Origin of the sequence: Natronoarchaeum philippinense, assembly GCF_900215575.1 — an archaeon.
Lineage (GTDB): Archaea > Halobacteriota > Halobacteria > Halobacteriales > Natronoarchaeaceae > Natronoarchaeum > Natronoarchaeum philippinense.
Genome location: NZ_OBEJ01000002.1, coordinates 624,275 through 639,929, shown reverse-complemented (window position 1 = coordinate 639,929; position 15,655 = coordinate 624,275). Strand labels below are relative to the sequence as shown.

Below are 15,655 nucleotides of genomic sequence, written 5' to 3'. Positions count from 1 at the left end.
ACTATCGAACGACTGTCCGCCAATCACTTAAATTGTAAATATCCGCTGACAGACTCAGCAGCCTTGGTGAGAAGAGTGGCTACGAACCGTCTCGCACCACGTCCACGCCCAACTCCTCGATCGTCTCGAAGAAGTTCGGGAACGACACGTCGACGTGCTCGCCGCCCCGAATCGTCGTCGGGCCATCCGCAACCAATCCGGCGACCGCCAGCGACATGACGATCCGGTGGTCCTTGCGCCCCTCGACGGTCGCGCCCGAAAGCTCCGTCTCGTCGCCGTGGATCGTCAGCACGTCGCGTTCCTCGGTCACGCTGGCGCCCATCTTGCCCAGTTCCTCGGCCATCGCGCTGACCCGGTCGGTCTCCTTGTATCGGACGTGTTCGCAGTTCTCGATCCGGGTGTCGCCGTCGGCGATCGCACCGAGCGCGGCGATCGTCGGGAGCAGGTCGGGCGTGTCGCCCACGTCGACGGTCGTTCCCGAGAGGTCCGAGCGCTCGACCGAAATGACGCCCGCGTCCCGATCCCAGTCGATCGCGGCGCCCATGTCCTCCAGCACGCCGACGATCGCGCTGTCGCCCTGCGCGCTGGGCTGGGCGCCGCGCACGTCGACCGCCCCGCCGTCCTCGGCCGCCACGGCGCCCGCAGCGAGGAGATAGGACATCGACGAGAAGTCGCCGGGAACTGCGTACTCCCCTCCCTCGGGGGCGTAGGACTGCCCGCCGTCGACCGCGAAGCCGGCGTCGGTCCGGCGCGCGTCGACGCCGAAGGCCGACAGCAACTCGATCGTGATGTCGACGTACGGCGCCGATTTGAGTTCGGTCTCCAGATCGACCTCGACGCCCTCGTCGGTGGCCGCACCGGCAAAGAGCAGCGCGGAGATGAACTGCGAGGACACGTCGCCGGGGATCGACGCCGTGCCGCCCGCGATGGGGCCGTCGATCACCAGCGGCGCCTGCCCGTTCCCGCGCGTCGAGCGGGCGCTCCCGCCCAGCTGTTCGATGGCGTCGAGCAGCGGGCCCTGTGGGCGCGAGCGCAGCGACTCGTCGCCGGTCAGCACGGTGCCGCCGTCGGCCAGCGCCGCCGCCGCGGTGACCAGCCGCATCGTCGTCCCGCTGTTGGCGCAGTCGATCACGTCGGCGGGCACGTCGGGGCGGCCGTCGAAGCCCTCGATCTCCAGCGAGCCGTCCGCTTCCTCCGCGACCGATCCGCCGAAGGCCTCGACGGCGCGCATCGTCGCCCGGATGTCCGCGCTCGTCAGGGGATCCCGAACCGTCGCGCCGTCGGCGTAGCCGGCCGCCAGCACCGCCCGGTGAGTGTAGCTCTTCGACGGCGGCGCCGCCGCAGCGCCGCGAACCTGCGATGGTGAAATCTCGACGTTCATGCCCGATGGGTCGGGTGGGGGGCGTATCACAGTACCGGAAGCCGACAGCCGACCGCCGCCTCCGGGAGTATTTTACCCGCGCCCGCCCTCCCCTCGGGCATGGACCCGGATCTCTCACAGCTCGCCGCGACTGTCGAGGAACACGGCGCGGACGGCTACCTGTTCGACGGCAACGACGACTCCGATCAGTACTACGTCTGTGGCTTCGACGCGCCCGATCCCTTCGTCGCCCTCTACGACGGCGCCGACGTGCATCTGCTGGTCTCGGGGCTGGAGTACGGCCGCGCCGAAAAGGAGAGCCGTGCGGCGACGATCGCCCGCCTCGGCGACTACGACTATCAGGACCGGGCCGCCAGAGACGGCCCCGACGCGGCGCGCCTCGACGTGATCGCGGCCTTCCTCGCGGACCACGGCGTCGGCGCCGCGCTGGTCCCCCAGTCGTTCCCGACGGGCACCGCCGACGGCCTGCGCGAGCGCGACATCGGCGTCGCGGTCGAGCGCTCGGACGCGATCACCGAGATTCGGTCGGTCAAGACCGACGAGGAGATCGACCACGTCCGGACGGCCCAGCGCGCCAACGAGGCCGCGCTGGCTCGCGCCGAGGAACTGATCGCCGACGCCGACGCCCGCGACGGCGTGCTCTACCGCGGCGACGAGCCCCTGACCAGCGAGTTCGTCACCCAAGAGATCGAGATCGAACTGCTCCGCAACGGCTGCGCGCTCGACGAGACGATCGTCGCCGGCGGCGCCGACGCGGCCGACCCGCACGACCGCGGTAGCGGCCCGCTCCCGGCTGACGAGCCGATCGTCGTCGACATCTTCCCGCGGGACAAGGAGACCAACTACCACGCCGACATGACCCGGACGTTCCTCCGGGGCGAGCCGACCGACGAAGTCCGGGAGCGCTACGACGTGACCCTCGACGCACAGGAGGCCGCGCTCGACGCCATCGAGGCCGGCGTCACGGGTCGGGCGGTCCACGACGCGGTCTGTGACGTGTACGAGGACGCCGGCTACCCGACGCTGCGCTCGGACCCCTCGACCGAGACGGGCTACATCCACGGCACGGGCCACGGCGTCGGACTGGACGTGCACGAACTGCCGACGCTGAACCCCACCGGCGAGGAGCTGCAGGCGGGCCAGATCGTCACGGTCGAACCCGGCCTGTACGATCCCGACGTGGGCGGCATCCGGATCGAGGACATCGTCGTCGTCACCGAGGACGGCCACGAGAACCTCACCGACTACGAGAAGCAGCTGGTGCTGGACTGAGACGCCGACACAGCGGGTACTGAACTGAGTGTTCAACGCGGCGTCGAGACGCCGCGACGATGCCGACTCGGCGCCCTGCCGTCGCCCGCTACAGTTCGATGTCGTCGCCGTCGTCGTAGGATCGGAGCGACGCCGGCGCGCCGACGATCGCCGTCTTGACGCTCCCGCTGGGGCCGACAATTCTGAGCGTCGCACGCTTGCCGGGCGCGAGCGCCATCGACTCGTCGAGGTCGATCAGGACCGAAAAGCGATCGCTCCGGTCGTTCAAGACCGGGGCGTTGGCGTCGTCGTCGACGAGCGATTCGACCGCGAACGCGCCCGGCCGGGCCGCGTCGGCGTACCCGAGAGTCCGGTGGTTCGTCGGGCCGACGAATTCGATCGAGGCTTTCGAGAGGTCGATCTCGCCGGCGCCGGGCGAGGCGGTCACCGTGAGATCGATCCTGTCGACCGCTCGGTCCTCGCCGTCGGCATCGACTTGGCCGGTGGCGCCGACGACGAGCAACTGATCGCTGATCTGGGCCTTCGAGTCCTGACTGGTCGCTTGCGCCGTGTTCTGGAGCAGTCCGGCGGTCGACACGAGCAGCGTCGCTGCGATGGCCGCGACGAGGATCATGGCGACGAAGACGATCAGCGTCTCGACGCCGACCTGCCCGCGAGGCGGCCGCGACGTGTCGATCAGCGTCGCCCCCTATCGTCGTCGGTGGGCGGTCGCGTCGTGTGTCGCACTCCGAGAATCTGCCCGCCGGATCGGCATAACTGTCGTACCTAACTGTGGAGGCACTGTCCGGGACGCCGCCGAGCAGGGAGAACAGTCACAGCCCGAGTTCCCGGCCGATGACGAGATGCTGAATCTCGCTGGTCCCTTCCCCGATCTCCATGAGCTTGGCGTCCCGATAGAACCGCTGGGGCGCGAAATCGGTCGTGTAGCCGTACCCGCCAAGCGTCTGGACGGCTTCCTCTGCGACCTCGCGGGCGGTCTCGCTGGCGTCGAGCTTGGCCAGCGCGGACAGGCGCGTGCAGTCTTCGCCCTCGTCGTAGGCCCACGCCGCCTTGTGGGTCAGCAGGCGCGAGCGCTCGATTTTCCGGTCCATCGTCACCAGTTTGTCCCGGACGGCGTCGAACTCCGAGATCGGCTGGCCGAACTGCTCGCGCTCGGTGGCGTAGGATTTGGCGGCCTCGTAGGCACCCTGTGCGAGCCCGACCGACAGCGCCGCGATCGAGATGCGCCCGCCCTCCAGCGTCTTGGTGGTCTGGCGCCAGCCGTCGCCTTCCTCGCCGAGCAGCCGGTCCTCGGGAATCCGGCAGCCGTCGAAGCTGAGTTCACACGTCGGCGAGGCGTTCAGCCCGAGCTTGTCCCAGACCGTCGTCACCTCGACGCCCTCGTCGGCCTCGGGATCGACGATGAACGTCGAGATGCCGTCGTAGCCCGCCTCGGGATCGGTGACGGCTTTCACGAGGATCGACCCGGCGACGTTCGCGTTCGTGATGAACTGCTTGGTGCCGTCGAGGACCCACTCGTCCCCTTCCTTGCGTGCGCGAGTGTCCATGTCGCTGGCGTCGCTCCCGCTCCCGGGTTCGGTGAGCGCCCACGATCCCATGTGCTCGCCCTCCGCGAGCGGGCGGAGCCAGCGCTCCTTTTGTTCCTCGCTTCCGAACGCCTCGATCGGCTTCGAGCCGAGACTGACGTGTGCGGCGTAGGACAGCCCGATCGCACCCGAGACCCGCCCGAGTTCTTCGACGACCAGCGAGTACATGAACTGGTCGCCGCCGAGACCGCCGTAAGTCTCGTCAATCGGCACGCCCATCACGTCCAGTTCGGCGAGTCGGTCGAAAATTTCGGCAGGGAACCGGTGTTCGTCCTCGATCTCTTGGGCGATGGGCTCGATTTCGGTCTCGCAAAAGTCCCGGACGCTCCCGCGGATCATCCGGTGCTCGTCGGGCACGCGAAACTCCATGCCTCGTGGTACAGCGACCCGGTGCATAAAGTCCACGAACGATGAGGAAGGTTGTCTGCCGGGAGGCATTTAACGCTCGACGCCGTCCGTTTTCACGATGGACCTGCGCGGTATCGTCCGGGGAACCGTCGAATGGCCCGAACTAGAGGAGATCGGTGCGGAGCTGGCGAGGCGCGCGGATCGAGAGTCCGTCAAGGTCTCGTTTCTCGATGCCGACAACTGGCTGTCGACGCCGCTGGTCGTCGAGGATCGGTGGTTCGTAAAGGTGATCACGCCACAGAACGCGTTCGTCCACGCCGTCCTGACCGGCGCACGCAACGCCGGCGCGTTCTCCAGTGGGACGCCCGGCTTTTTCGGGCGATTCGACGGCCCCGTCGAGATGGCGCGCCACGAGCTGGACGCGACCCGCGAGATGCGACGGATCGGGCTGAACGCGCCCGCGCCGGTCGAGGTATTCGAGTTCGACGACTTCGGCATCCTCGTGCTCGAGTATCTGGAGGACTTTCGGACGCTCGACGACCTGTCTGTTGCGGCCAAGCGCGAGCGTGCGGACGAACTGTTCGAGGCGCTCAGTCGCATGCACGACAACGAACTGGCACACGGGGACCTGCGCGCGGAAAACGTGCTGATCGCCGACGACGAACTGTACTTTATCGACGCCACCTACGTCCGCGAGGACGGACTGGCGTCGGCCCGCTCGTACGATCTGGCGTGTGCGCTTGCCGTGCTGGCGCCGACGATCGGCGCCCGCGACGCCATCGAGGCGGCGATCAGCCACTACTCGACCGAGGACGTGCTGGCCGCCCGCGAGTTTCTCGATTTCGTGAAGATGCGCCCCGATCACGACTTCGACGCCGCACTCGTGAAAGGTGAGATCGAAAAAATCGCCGATTAGCGGGACTTCCGGCGACGATATCGGCCAAATGTAATCATTTGCTGGTAGATTTTTACGTGCCGGGCGAGAACGTCTATACTGAACGTTCATGACTCATAGCACAGACGGCGGCGTACACGGCCACTACGTCGACGGCGAGTGGATCGACGGTACAGGCGAGGAAACCTTCGAGAGCATCGAACCGGCGACCGGCGAGACGCTGGCCGAATTTAGCCGGGGGACCGATGCCGATGTCGACCGCGCGCTCGCGGCCGCCGAGGACGCCGAAGCGGAGTGGCGCGCCCTGTCCTATGTCGACCGCGCCGAGCATCTCTGGGACATCTACCACGAGTTACGCGAGCGCACCGACGAACTCGGTCGGATCGTCACCCGCGAGTGCGGCAAGGAGATCAGCGAGGGCAAGGCCGATGTCGTCGAGGCCGCCCACATGGTCGAGTGGGCGGCGGGCAACGCCCGACACCCCCACGGCGACGTGGTACCGAGCGAAATCGCCAGCAAGGACGCCTACATGCGACGGAAGCCACGCGGCGTCGTCGGCTGCATCACGCCGTGGAACTTCCCGGTGGCGATCCCGTTCTGGCACATGGCCGTCGCGCTGGTCGAGGGCAACACGGTCGTCTGGAAACCAGCCGAGCAGACGCCGTGGTGCGGCCAGGTCGTCGCCGAGCTGTTCGAGGACGCCGGCATCCCGCCGGGCGTGTTCAACATGGTGCAGGGCTACGGCGACGCCGGCGCCGCCATCGTCGACGACGAGCGCGTCGATACGGTCCTCTTCACGGGTTCGGCAGAGGTCGGTCACGAAGTCGCCAGCGCGGTCGGCGGCGAACCCGGCAAGACGGCCTCCTGCGAGATGGGCGGGAAAAACGCCGTCGTCATCACCGAGGCCGCCGATCTGGACATCGCCGTCCACAGCGCCGTGATGTCGAGTTTCAAGACGACCGGCCAGCGCTGTGTCTCTTCGGAGCGCCTGATCGTTCACGAGGACGTGTACGACGAGTTCAAAGCCCGCTTCGTCGACCTCGCCGAGCAGGTCGCGGTGGGCGATCCGCTGGACGACTCGACGTTCATGGGTCCGGCCATCGAGCCCGGCCACGTCGAGAAGATCCGCAAGCACAACGAACTCGCACGCAAGGAAGGCGCAAACGTGCTCGTCGATCGGACCGATCTCGACGACGAGGAGATTCCCGACGGGCACGAAAACGGCTCGTGGGTCGGCCCGTTCGTCTACGAGATGGCGTACGACAGCGACCTCCGAAGCCTCGAAGAGGAGTGTTTCGGCCCGCACGTCGCGCTGATCGAGTACTCCGGTGACATCGAGCGCGCCGTCGAGATCCACAACGACGTGCCGTACGGACTGGCGGGTGCGATCGTCTCGGAGGACTATCGACAGATCAACTACTACCGCGACAACGCCGAAGTCGGGCTGGCGTACGCGAACCTTCCCTGTATCGGTGCCGAGGTCCACCTGCCCTTCGGCGGCGTCAAGAAGTCAGGGAAGGGCGCTCCTCACGCCCGCGAGGTGATCGAGGCCGTCACCGAGCGCACGGCGTGGACGGTCAACAACAGCGAGGACATCGAGATGGCACAGGGACTATCGGCCGATATCACGGTCCAAGACGAGTGAAGGCGAAAGGCGGAGTGGGCCGAGGTGGTGCCCGAACACCCGCCATCGATGCTCGGCGGGATGCCGGAGAAATCCCGTCTCGCAGCAGTGGCGGGCTGCCGGGCAGTCCGGGATCGCCTAGGTCGATCCCGGTGTCGGGGTCGAGCGCGACGAGCGTTGTGCCGGAACGACGTGAAAAGCGTCGGCCTCCGGCATCACGACGTTTGGTTGGCGGACGTATAAACCCACTGTCTCCGGCACCGACCGGCGGGAAACGCCCTACGCACCGGGCGGTCAATACCGCTTGCGCGGCACGCCCAAGATATTAAATATAAAAAGAGACATACTACGGTCCAATGGATCACGAACGGTTTCTCGAACAACTGCCCGTCGGCGTGTTCCGGTCGACGATCGACGGGGAGTACCTCTACGTGAATCCGGCGCTCGTCGACCTCCTCGGCGCGGACTCCCGCGACACAGTCATCGAACGGGGGTCGCCGCCGTTTTACGCCGAACCGGGCAGCCGCGAGGAGTTCGTCGACGCGCTCGAAGAGCAGGGGAACGTGCTCGGCCACGAGGTTCGAATCGAGCAGCTCGACGGCACCGAGCTGTGGGGGTCGATGAGCGCTTGGCTCACCACGTCGGACGGTCGCTCGATCATCGAGGGCGTCATCGAGGATATTTCGGAACGGCGTCGCATCGAACAGGAGAGCGTCGAGCGGGAGCGTCGCCTCCAGCAGTTGATGGACAGCACCGACGACGCGCTCTGGCTGTTCGACGCCGAGTGGCAGGAGACGCTGTACATCAACGCCGCCTACGAGGACATCTGGGGCCAATCGACCGAGTCGCTCTACGACGATCCGAAGACGTTCCTCGAAGGCGTCCACCCCGAGGACCGCGAGGCCGTTCAGGAAGGCATGGCTACGCTGTCAGCCGGCGAATCCGCCAAACTCGAGTTTCGCGTCAATCCCGACGAGGACTTCCAGCGTTGGGTCAGCGTGCAGGGGTCGCCGGTCGTGCGCGACGGGGAAGTGATTCGGATTGCGGGCTACACCCGCGAGATAACCGACCGGAAGCGCGAGCAACGGGACAAAGCGGCGTACACCGCTTCTCTGAACGAGATATACGAGATCACGACCGACACCGAACGCGAGTTCGAACAGCAGGTCGACGAACTCCTCACAATCGGCGCAGACTATCTCGGTGTCCCCTACGGCTTCCTGACCGACATCGACGTGGCCGCGGAGGCCGGCGGCGATGGAACACAGACGATCGTCACATCGGTTGGTTCGCACGAACAGCTCCAGTCGGGGGCGAGCTGTCCGCTCGGCGAGAGCTACTGTCGGACGACCATCGAATCGAACGACTTGCAGGCGATCCACGACGCCCCTGCCGCAGGGTGGGAGGCCGATCCCGCCTACGAACGCTTCAATCTGGGGAGCTACATCGGCGGCTCCGTCTACGTCGACGGCGACCTCGAAGGAACCGTCTGTTTCGCTGGGAGCGCCCCCCGAGACGAGGCGTTCAGCGAACGCGAGCGCGCGCTGGTCTGGATCATCTCCCAGTGGGTGAGCCACCAACGCGAGCAACAGCGGCGTCGCAAGGAACTCCGCCAGCGCAACGAGCGCCTCCAGCAGTTCGCCTACATCGCCTCTCACGATCTTCAGGAGCCACTGCGCATGGTATCGAGCTACATCGACCTGCTCGATTCGGAGTACGGCGACGAGTTCGACGAGGAGGCACGGGAGTACATGGACTTCGCCATAGACGGAGCCGATCGGATGCGCAACATGATCGACGACCTCCTGAAGTTCGCTCGCGTCGAGAGCGAGGCCGAACAGCCCCACTCCGTCGACCCGAACGAAGCGATCGACGACGTGCTCGATGACCTCCAACTGTCGATCAAGGAGTCAGACGCCAGCGTGACCGTCGGCGAGTTGCCCGAGGTTCGGGCCGATCCCAACCAGCTCCGGCAACTGTTCCAGAACCTCGTCGCCAACGCCATCGACTACGCCGGGGACGAGCCGCCGGAGATCGATATCGACGCCGAAAACGGGATCAACGGCGTACTCTTTACGGTCTCCGATCAGGGGATCGGCATCCCCGAACAACAGCAGGACAACATCTTTCAGGTGTTCACGCGGGGGACGCGTGACGACGGCACCGACAACACCGGTATCGGGCTGGCGATCTGCCAGCGCATCGTCACTCGTCACGGCGGCGACATCTGGGTCGACTCCGAGCCGGACGAAGGAACAACGTTTTGCTTTACTCTCCCGACGACGGAGGGAACAGCATGACAGACTACGAACGCGAGGAGGAAGTCGATCTGCTGTTAGTCGAGGACAACCCCGGCGACATCAAACTCACCGAGAAAGCGTTCGAGAACGCGTCGCTCCGGAACGATCTCCGCGTCGTCACCGACGGCGTCGAGGCGATGCGATATCTCCGCGACGAAGGCGAGTACGCCGACGATCCCCGGCCGGATCTGGTGTTGCTAGATCTGAACCTGCCGAAGAAAGACGGCACGACCGTCCTCGAAGAGATCAAGGACGACGACGACCTCAAGCGCATCCCGGTCGTGATTCTCACGAGCTCCGAAGCCGAAGAAGACATCGTCAAAACGTACGATCTCCACGCCAACGCCTACCTCACCAAGCCGGTAACGTTCGACGGCTTCAAAGATGTCGTCCGGCAGATTGAGGGGTTCTGGTTCAAAGTCGTACGATTCCCCTCTACGTAGACCGATGCTCGAATCTGACCGCTCACTCGACGTGCTCGTCATCGAGGACAACGAGGGCGACGCTCGGCTCATCGAGCGCTACATCGACCGCGCCGAGACGCCGATGCTGCCGTCGACAGTTACGCACACCCACCACACGACGCTCGAAGACGGCAAGGAGGCGCTCGCGGAATCGACGTTCGACGTGCTGTTGCTCGACCTCGGGCTTCCGACGAGTCAGGGCATCGAAACGCTCGACCGGATCGTCGGCCACACCGATCTCCCGGTGATCGTGCTCACCGGCCTACAGAACAAAAACACCGCTCTCAAAGCCATCCAGTCCGGTGCGCAGGATTTCCTCAACAAGGACGAACTCGATCCAGACACCCTGACCAGAGCGATCCGCTATGCGATCGAGCGAAAGCGCCGCGAGTCCGAACTGCGCAAACGCACTGACCAACTGGAAGTGTTAAACCGCATCGTCCGCCACGACATCCAAAACGACGTGAACGTCATTCAGGGCTGGGCCGACATGCTCGAACAGAACGTCGACGACGCGCGACGGGACACGGTCCAGCAGATCACGAGTGCGGCCGACCACATCGCCGAGATCACACAGAACGTCGAGACGTTCCTCGAAGCCGTCGCCGGAGACACCGACTCCTCCCTCGAACCGGTCGCGCTCGGACCGGTGATCCTCGACACCGTCGAGAAACGTCGAACCGTCTCGGATGGGGCCACCATCTCCGTCGGTGAACTGGAGCGCACGACCGTCTACGCCGACGAACTGCTCGCGTCGGTGTTCGAGAACCTGATCGACAACGCCGTCCAGCACTCCCAAGTCGAGTCCCCGACCGTCGAGGTCGGCTTCGAACTGACCGGCGACTGCGTGCAGGTCTCGGTCGCCGACGACGGCGTCGGCGTGCCGGACGGCCAGAAATCCGAGATATTTGGAAAATCAGCGATGGGGCTGGATAGTTCCGGCACCGGTATCGGGCTGTTTCTCGTCGACCGGCTGGTCGACCGCTACGGCGGCCGCGTCTGGGTCGAGGACAACGATCCGCAGGGCGCCGTGTTCGTAGTCGAACTCCGGCTCGCGGAGTAGACCAGCAGTCGTCTACTGCCGGCGGTCGGCCAGCGCGGGGAACTCCTCGCGGACTCCCGCGACTCGTTCGGGGTCGATCTCGGCGGTCACGACCGCCGACTCGTCGGCACAGGACGCCAGCGCCGTCCCCCACGGGTCGTACACTGTCGAGCGACCCAGAAGCGTCGCGTCGTCGAACTCCCCGGACCCGTTGATCGTCGCCACGTAGCACTGGTTCTCGATCGCCCGCGCCCGCGAGAGCGTCTCCCAGTGCTCGACACGGGGATAGGGCCACGCCGAGGGAACGAGCACGAGCGTCGCGCCGGCGTCGACCAGTTCGCGGTACTGTTCGGGAAATCGCAGATCGTAACACGTCGTCATGCCGACGGTAAAGCCCTCGAACTCGGCTGTCGCGGTGCGCTCGCCGGGGACGAGTAGCTCGGACTCGCGCGAGTCGTAGCCGAACAGGTGGCGCTTCCGGTAGATGGCGAGGCGCTCGCCGTCGCGGTCGAACAGGACCGACGTGTTCGCTAGCCCCCCCGCCGCGGGCGTTGTGGCGTCCGTCGCATCGAGATCCTCGACGATGCTTCCCGCGAGGACGCCGATCTCGTGGTCGGCGGCGGCCTCGGCGATCCGGGTCAGCGTCTCGCCGTCGAGGGGTTCGGCCAGCCGGTGGTACAGGTCGAAGGCGAAGAAGCCGACGTTGAAAATCTCCGGCAGCGCGACCAGATCGGCGCCGCGGTCGGCTGCCCGGGCGATGGCGTCGACAGCACGGCGGCGGTTTGCCTCGACCGCGCCGGCTTCGATCTCGATCTGGGCGAGCGCGATCGTGACGCCGCCGTGCTCGCTCACTGCTCGACCCCGAGGTCGTCCCGGAGCGTCGTCTCCAAGTTCCGAAGCTCGTCGTCGAGGTTACGCTCGAAGAATCGCTCGACGCCGGGGAGTCGGCCGTCGACGACGAACCGGTTGTGCAGCCGCGAGCCGTCCTCGGTTGCTTCGATCTCGTGTTCGCCGGTCACGCGCAACACTTTCGAGCGCCCGACGAACTCGACGTACTCGGGCGCCCGGCGCTCGACGTCTTCGGTTCGGACCGCAGCGGTACGGTCGAGCAACGGCACCGGCAGGTCGACGTGCCACGTCGCTCGCCGGCCGTCGGCGTCGTCGAGTTCGTAGTCAGAGACGACGCTGATCGAGCGAGCGCGTTTCTCCGGGTCGGCGATGAACTCCCAGACGCGCTCGGGTTCGACGGGCAACTCGAACGTCCGCTCAACCCGGACTGTCATGAACGCATCTGAGGTACTGGGGAGTAAAAAGCCGCGGGATCCGGCGACGATTTAGCTGATCGTCACTTTCCACGTCGTCGAGCGGGACCGGCCCCACTTCTCGATGTCGACGTCGTCGGCCTTCTCCGAGAGATGGGGAAGCCGGGATCCGACCTGCTTCGATGAGAGTCCGAGCGCGTCCGCGATGTTTTTCGCCCGGAAGTACCGCTCCCCGCGGGCGGCGCTCTCGCGGAGATACGAGACGATGCGCCGTTCCTCGTCGGTGTAGTCGGACATCAGTACGCGCGCTAGGCGCTGAACGTGCTTAACGGTTTTCGATCGGCCGACTAACAGGTTCCGGTCAGGCGCCGTAGGCGTGGGCGCCGACGACCGATAGGACGCCGAACACCATCGCGGCGGCAAAGCCCCACGCGGCAGTCACGTCGGGCGCCCCGACGAACATCACCATCGCGCCGAGCGCGGCGACGACGGCACACAGCACCGCGATTCCGATTCCCTTGTCAGTCCCTTGCGCAGAGGTCGCTGTCATGCTCGCGGCTTTCGACGGCAGAAACTTAGCTCTTGTCAGACCGACTGCCAAGTCATTTATCCCGCGTCGGCCACGAACGCCGGTAAGATGGACTTACCAGACTCGCTCGATGCTGTCGTCCCGCTCCTCTTGGGGAGCAAGCTCCGGATCGCCGGAACGGTCGCACTGTCGGTCGTCGTCGTGATCGGTGCGGCGGCCGGGCTCGGCGTCCTCGGCGTCCCGAGCGTCGCGGCTGTCGACAACGAGTTCGCCGGCGTCAACAACTCGACGACGACCATCGAGACCGATCTCGTCGTCTCGAACCCGAACCCGGTCGGCATCACGCTCGGCGACGTACGCATCGACTACACGGTGTCGATGAACGACGTGCGCGTCGCAACTGGGGACCGGGAGGGCGTCTCGCTCGCACCGGGCAACAGCACGACCGAACTCACAACCCAGATGGACAACCAACAGATCCCGCCGTGGTTTGCGAGCCACGTTCGCAACGGCGAACAAAGCCAACTCACCGTCGACGCCAACGTCACCGCCGAGCGACTGGGCCGTAGCAAGCAGTTCACGATCACGCGACCGATCCAGACCGACCTGCTCGGGCAGTTCTCCTCGAACGAGACGCGCCCGGTTCGGGCCGACGACTCGGCGCTAACGGGGTCTCCGCTGGTCGAGAGCCCGGTCATGTACGTCAACGAGACGGACGCAGAGTGGGGTGCAGTCACCAGCGAGGAGACGCCGATCAACGTCGACTTCGTCGCGTACAACCCGCAGGACTACCCGCTGACGGTCAGCTCGATCGACTACGAGATCACGATGAACGACGTGCTCGTCGGGCAGGGGTCCTCCGAGACCAACGCTGCGATCCCCTCCGAGGCGACCGAGCGCGTGCAGACACGGACGGCGATCACGAACGCGAACCTCGACGAGTGGTGGGCGAGCCACCTCGAAAACGATCAGGTGACCGACCTGCAGATCCGGTTCTACGCGACCGTCGAGGTCGAGGGCCAGTCGTTCCGCGTTCCGGTGCGTGCGCTCGACCATCAGGACACGATCGAGACCCACATCTTCGAGGACAACGCGAGCTAAGCGCCGGGCTCGGCTCGCCGGTACGGTTTTGTGTGTCGGCATCGAACTCCAACTGCATGACACGGAGTGACATCGCTCCTGATCGCGTTCTCGGCGGGCGATGAGATCGCTGCGACGGCGACCGACGACCGCACCAGTATCGAAATCACGATCGGTGACGACCAACGTGTCCTCTCGCGCGACGCCGCTGCCGATCTGCAAGACGCCATCGGCGACGCGCTGACCGAACGTCGTGAGTTCTTCCGGACGGCCGGCGAGTACCGCGAAGACGGCTCCTACGAGGTCAGCCGCCGCTGTGCCGACTCGGCGGGCAACGCCAAGGTGTTCCGATCGTTCGAAGAACTTCGCCGTCTGTACGAGCGACTGCCCGGCGAGTTCGCCGCCGACGACGTGGGCCGAACGGGCATCACCGGCTCGCGCCGGCACATGATCGTCCGCCACGTTGTCGAACACCCGGCGTTCGACTGCGAGATGGCCTCGCGCAAGCCACTGCGCGCAGCAAAGACCGACCTAGACGCCGCCGAGGAATCGCCGGAGGACGCCGACGACCGGCGAGCGGAACTGCCGGCCGACTGACGGCGTCGCGCCGCGGCATCCGGTACGGTTGCGTACTGCTGCGTAGCGGGGTTGTCGCAGTGTTGTAGTATCCAGTGTAGCAACCGCGAGCGAACGAGCGTAGCGAGTGAGCGAGCGGCTTTTTTCGCCCACGTTTTTGCGCCGAGTGGTGCGCGAGTGAACGGAGTGAGCGAGCGCACCCGAGGCGGAAAAAGGTGGTCAGTTAATGGTCGTGTGCTCGGACTCCTCGTTGAGCGCGAGATTCGCGGCGATTTCGGCGTTTCGGACGGCGTACTCGGCGGTCTGTTTGAGGCTGACGAGAACCTCGCGGACCTGCAGCAGGTCCTCGTTGTCCATCTCGGGCAGGTCGCCGAGGATCTCCTGTTCGAGGTCGCCGATCTCGTGGAACCCCTGGCGGACCTCGATGGTCTTGTCGTAGTCGCGCTCGACGGCGGCTTCGACGGCGAGTTGGGTCAACTCGTCCACGTCGTCAGTGAACTCGCGGATGCGACGCATCGTCCCCTGATCGACGTTTAGCGAGTGATTTTCGGCGTCGAGCACGATCTCGGCGATGTCCTCGGCGTTGTCCGCGGTGAGTTCGAGGTTCTTGGCGATCGAGCGGTAGCCGATCAGCGGGAAGCCTGATTCCAGCCCGACGGCGCGGGCGAGGTTGGGGTTCTGGTAGGCCGTGAAGATCAGCCGCAGCATGAGGACGAAGATCTTGTTCGCCTGGCGCTCGCGGTTGAGCGCGCGCTGGGCGAGATCCGGGTTGCCGTGGGCCAGCGCCTTGATCGCCTCGCCGCGCATCGTCGAGCCGGTCGATTCGAGGCGCTCGATGAGATTGTCGAGCGTGAAGTCCTCGGGGTCGACCGAACAGCGGATGGCGATGCTCTCGGGCGTCTCCTCGATGACGCCGAGGCCCATCAGTTGGGTTTCGGCCTTGTAGACGGCGTTGATGTGATCCGAGGAGAGCGCGCCCTCGGTCTGGTCGATGCGGATGACGCGGCGGCCGAGCACGTACTGGGCGACGATCGCGCGCTCGACGGCGTTGGCGTCGAGATTGTCGGCGCGGATAATGGCTTCCGACTCCTCGGTGCTGGCCGACTCGGGCATCACCGTCAGCGTGCCTTTGCCGCCCATCCGGAGCGACACCTCGTCGCCTTTTTCGACGCCCTGTTCGCTCGCCCATTCGGCGGGCAGCGTCATCGCAAGCGTGGACGGTCCCAGCCGCTGGACCTTTCGCGTTTCCATGGTCGCCAGTACGCCGGAGCAGACCTTAATCTTGTCTATATCTGC

The 15,655-nt window shown here is 65.8% G+C and carries 16 protein-coding genes; 8 read left to right on the top strand and 8 right to left on the bottom strand.

Annotated elements, in window-relative coordinates:
* Window positions 1–79 precede the first annotated feature (79 nt).
* Window positions 80–1,381 (bottom strand): 3-phosphoshikimate 1-carboxyvinyltransferase, encoded by a 1,302-nt coding sequence (aroA, locus tag CRO01_RS10095; RefSeq protein ID WP_097008999.1) that lies wholly within the window; start codon window positions 1,379–1,381, stop codon window positions 80–82.
* Window positions 1,382–1,480: 99 nt separating this feature from the next.
* Between aroA and CRO01_RS10090 the strand changes: the two genes are divergently transcribed.
* Window positions 1,481–2,653 (top strand): M24 family metallopeptidase, encoded by a 1,173-nt coding sequence (locus CRO01_RS10090; RefSeq protein ID WP_097008998.1) that lies wholly within the window; start codon window positions 1,481–1,483, stop codon window positions 2,651–2,653.
* 88 nt (window positions 2,654–2,741) lie between these two features.
* Here the strand turns inward: CRO01_RS10090 and CRO01_RS10085 are convergent, their stop codons facing one another.
* Window positions 2,742–3,329, bottom strand: a complete 588-nt coding sequence (locus CRO01_RS10085) for an archaellin/type IV pilin N-terminal domain-containing protein (RefSeq protein WP_259370017.1) — start codon at window positions 3,327–3,329, stop codon at window positions 2,742–2,744.
* A gap of 136 nt (window positions 3,330–3,465) precedes the next feature.
* On the bottom strand, window positions 3,466–4,608 hold the full coding sequence (locus tag CRO01_RS10080; protein WP_097008996.1) for an acyl-CoA dehydrogenase family protein: 1,143 nt from the start codon (window positions 4,606–4,608) through the stop codon (window positions 3,466–3,468).
* A gap of 97 nt (window positions 4,609–4,705) precedes the next feature.
* On the opposite strand from CRO01_RS10080, the gene CRO01_RS10075 reads away from it, so the two are divergent.
* The 5 genes from CRO01_RS10075 (at window position 4,706) to CRO01_RS10055 (ending at window position 10,933) form a co-directional block, all read left to right on the top strand.
* On the top strand, window positions 4,706–5,503 hold the full coding sequence (locus tag CRO01_RS10075; RefSeq protein WP_097008995.1) for an RIO1 family regulatory kinase/ATPase domain-containing protein: 798 nt from the start codon (window positions 4,706–4,708) through the stop codon (window positions 5,501–5,503).
* Between the two features lie 88 nt (window positions 5,504–5,591).
* Complete coding sequence (locus tag CRO01_RS10070) at window positions 5,592–7,127, top strand: aldehyde dehydrogenase family protein (RefSeq protein ID WP_097008994.1); 1,536 nt, start codon at window positions 5,592–5,594, stop codon at window positions 7,125–7,127.
* A gap of 335 nt (window positions 7,128–7,462) precedes the next feature.
* Window positions 7,463–9,406 carry an ATP-binding protein gene (locus CRO01_RS10065; RefSeq protein WP_097008993.1) on the top strand — a complete coding sequence of 648 codons (1,944 nt, stop codon included), beginning with the start codon at window positions 7,463–7,465 and terminating at the stop codon, window positions 9,404–9,406.
* Window positions 9,403–9,849 (top strand): response regulator, encoded by a 447-nt coding sequence (locus CRO01_RS10060; RefSeq protein ID WP_097008992.1) that lies wholly within the window; start codon window positions 9,403–9,405, stop codon window positions 9,847–9,849. The genes CRO01_RS10065 and CRO01_RS10060 overlap by 4 nt, the downstream gene beginning before the upstream one ends.
* Before the next feature lie 4 nt (window positions 9,850–9,853).
* Window positions 9,854–10,933 (top strand): hybrid sensor histidine kinase/response regulator, encoded by a 1,080-nt coding sequence (locus tag CRO01_RS10055; protein WP_179747454.1) that lies wholly within the window; start codon window positions 9,854–9,856, stop codon window positions 10,931–10,933.
* 12 nt (window positions 10,934–10,945) lie between these two features.
* Here CRO01_RS10055 and CRO01_RS10050 read toward each other — a convergent pair whose 3' ends face one another.
* The 4 genes from CRO01_RS10050 to CRO01_RS10035 form a co-directional block, all read right to left on the bottom strand.
* Window positions 10,946–11,764, bottom strand: coding sequence for a carbon-nitrogen family hydrolase (locus tag CRO01_RS10050; protein ID WP_097008990.1), 819 nt, complete (start codon window positions 11,762–11,764; stop codon window positions 10,946–10,948).
* On the bottom strand, window positions 11,761–12,195 hold the full coding sequence (locus CRO01_RS10045) for an SRPBCC family protein (protein ID WP_097008989.1): 435 nt from the start codon (window positions 12,193–12,195) through the stop codon (window positions 11,761–11,763). Before CRO01_RS10045 ends, CRO01_RS10050 begins: the two co-directional genes overlap by 4 nt.
* Window positions 12,196–12,246: 51 nt before the next feature.
* Entirely contained in the window at window positions 12,247–12,471 is a 225-nt protein-coding gene (locus CRO01_RS10040) for a DUF7123 family protein (RefSeq protein WP_097008988.1), read from the bottom strand.
* Between the two features lie 64 nt (window positions 12,472–12,535).
* Window positions 12,536–12,724, bottom strand: a complete 189-nt coding sequence (locus tag CRO01_RS10035) for a DUF7525 family protein (RefSeq protein WP_097008987.1) — start codon at window positions 12,722–12,724, stop codon at window positions 12,536–12,538.
* Window positions 12,725–12,811: 87 nt separating this feature from the next.
* Here CRO01_RS10035 and CRO01_RS10030 point away from each other — a divergent pair, with 87 nt between their 5' ends.
* Both CRO01_RS10030 and CRO01_RS10025 read left to right on the top strand, forming a co-directional pair.
* A complete protein-coding gene (locus tag CRO01_RS10030) occupies window positions 12,812–13,804 on the top strand; it encodes an LEA type 2 family protein (RefSeq protein ID WP_097008986.1) in 993 nt (330 codons plus the stop codon).
* Window positions 13,805–13,942: 138 nt separating this feature from the next.
* Complete coding sequence (locus tag CRO01_RS10025) at window positions 13,943–14,380, top strand: DUF7528 family protein (protein ID WP_097009179.1); 438 nt, start codon at window positions 13,943–13,945, stop codon at window positions 14,378–14,380.
* 198 nt (window positions 14,381–14,578) lie between these two features.
* On the opposite strand, the gene CRO01_RS10020 is transcribed toward CRO01_RS10025, so the two are convergent.
* Window positions 14,579–15,610 (bottom strand): phosphate signaling complex PhoU family protein, encoded by a 1,032-nt coding sequence (locus tag CRO01_RS10020; protein ID WP_097008985.1) that lies wholly within the window; start codon window positions 15,608–15,610, stop codon window positions 14,579–14,581.
* Between the last annotated feature and the right edge of the window lie 45 nt (window positions 15,611–15,655).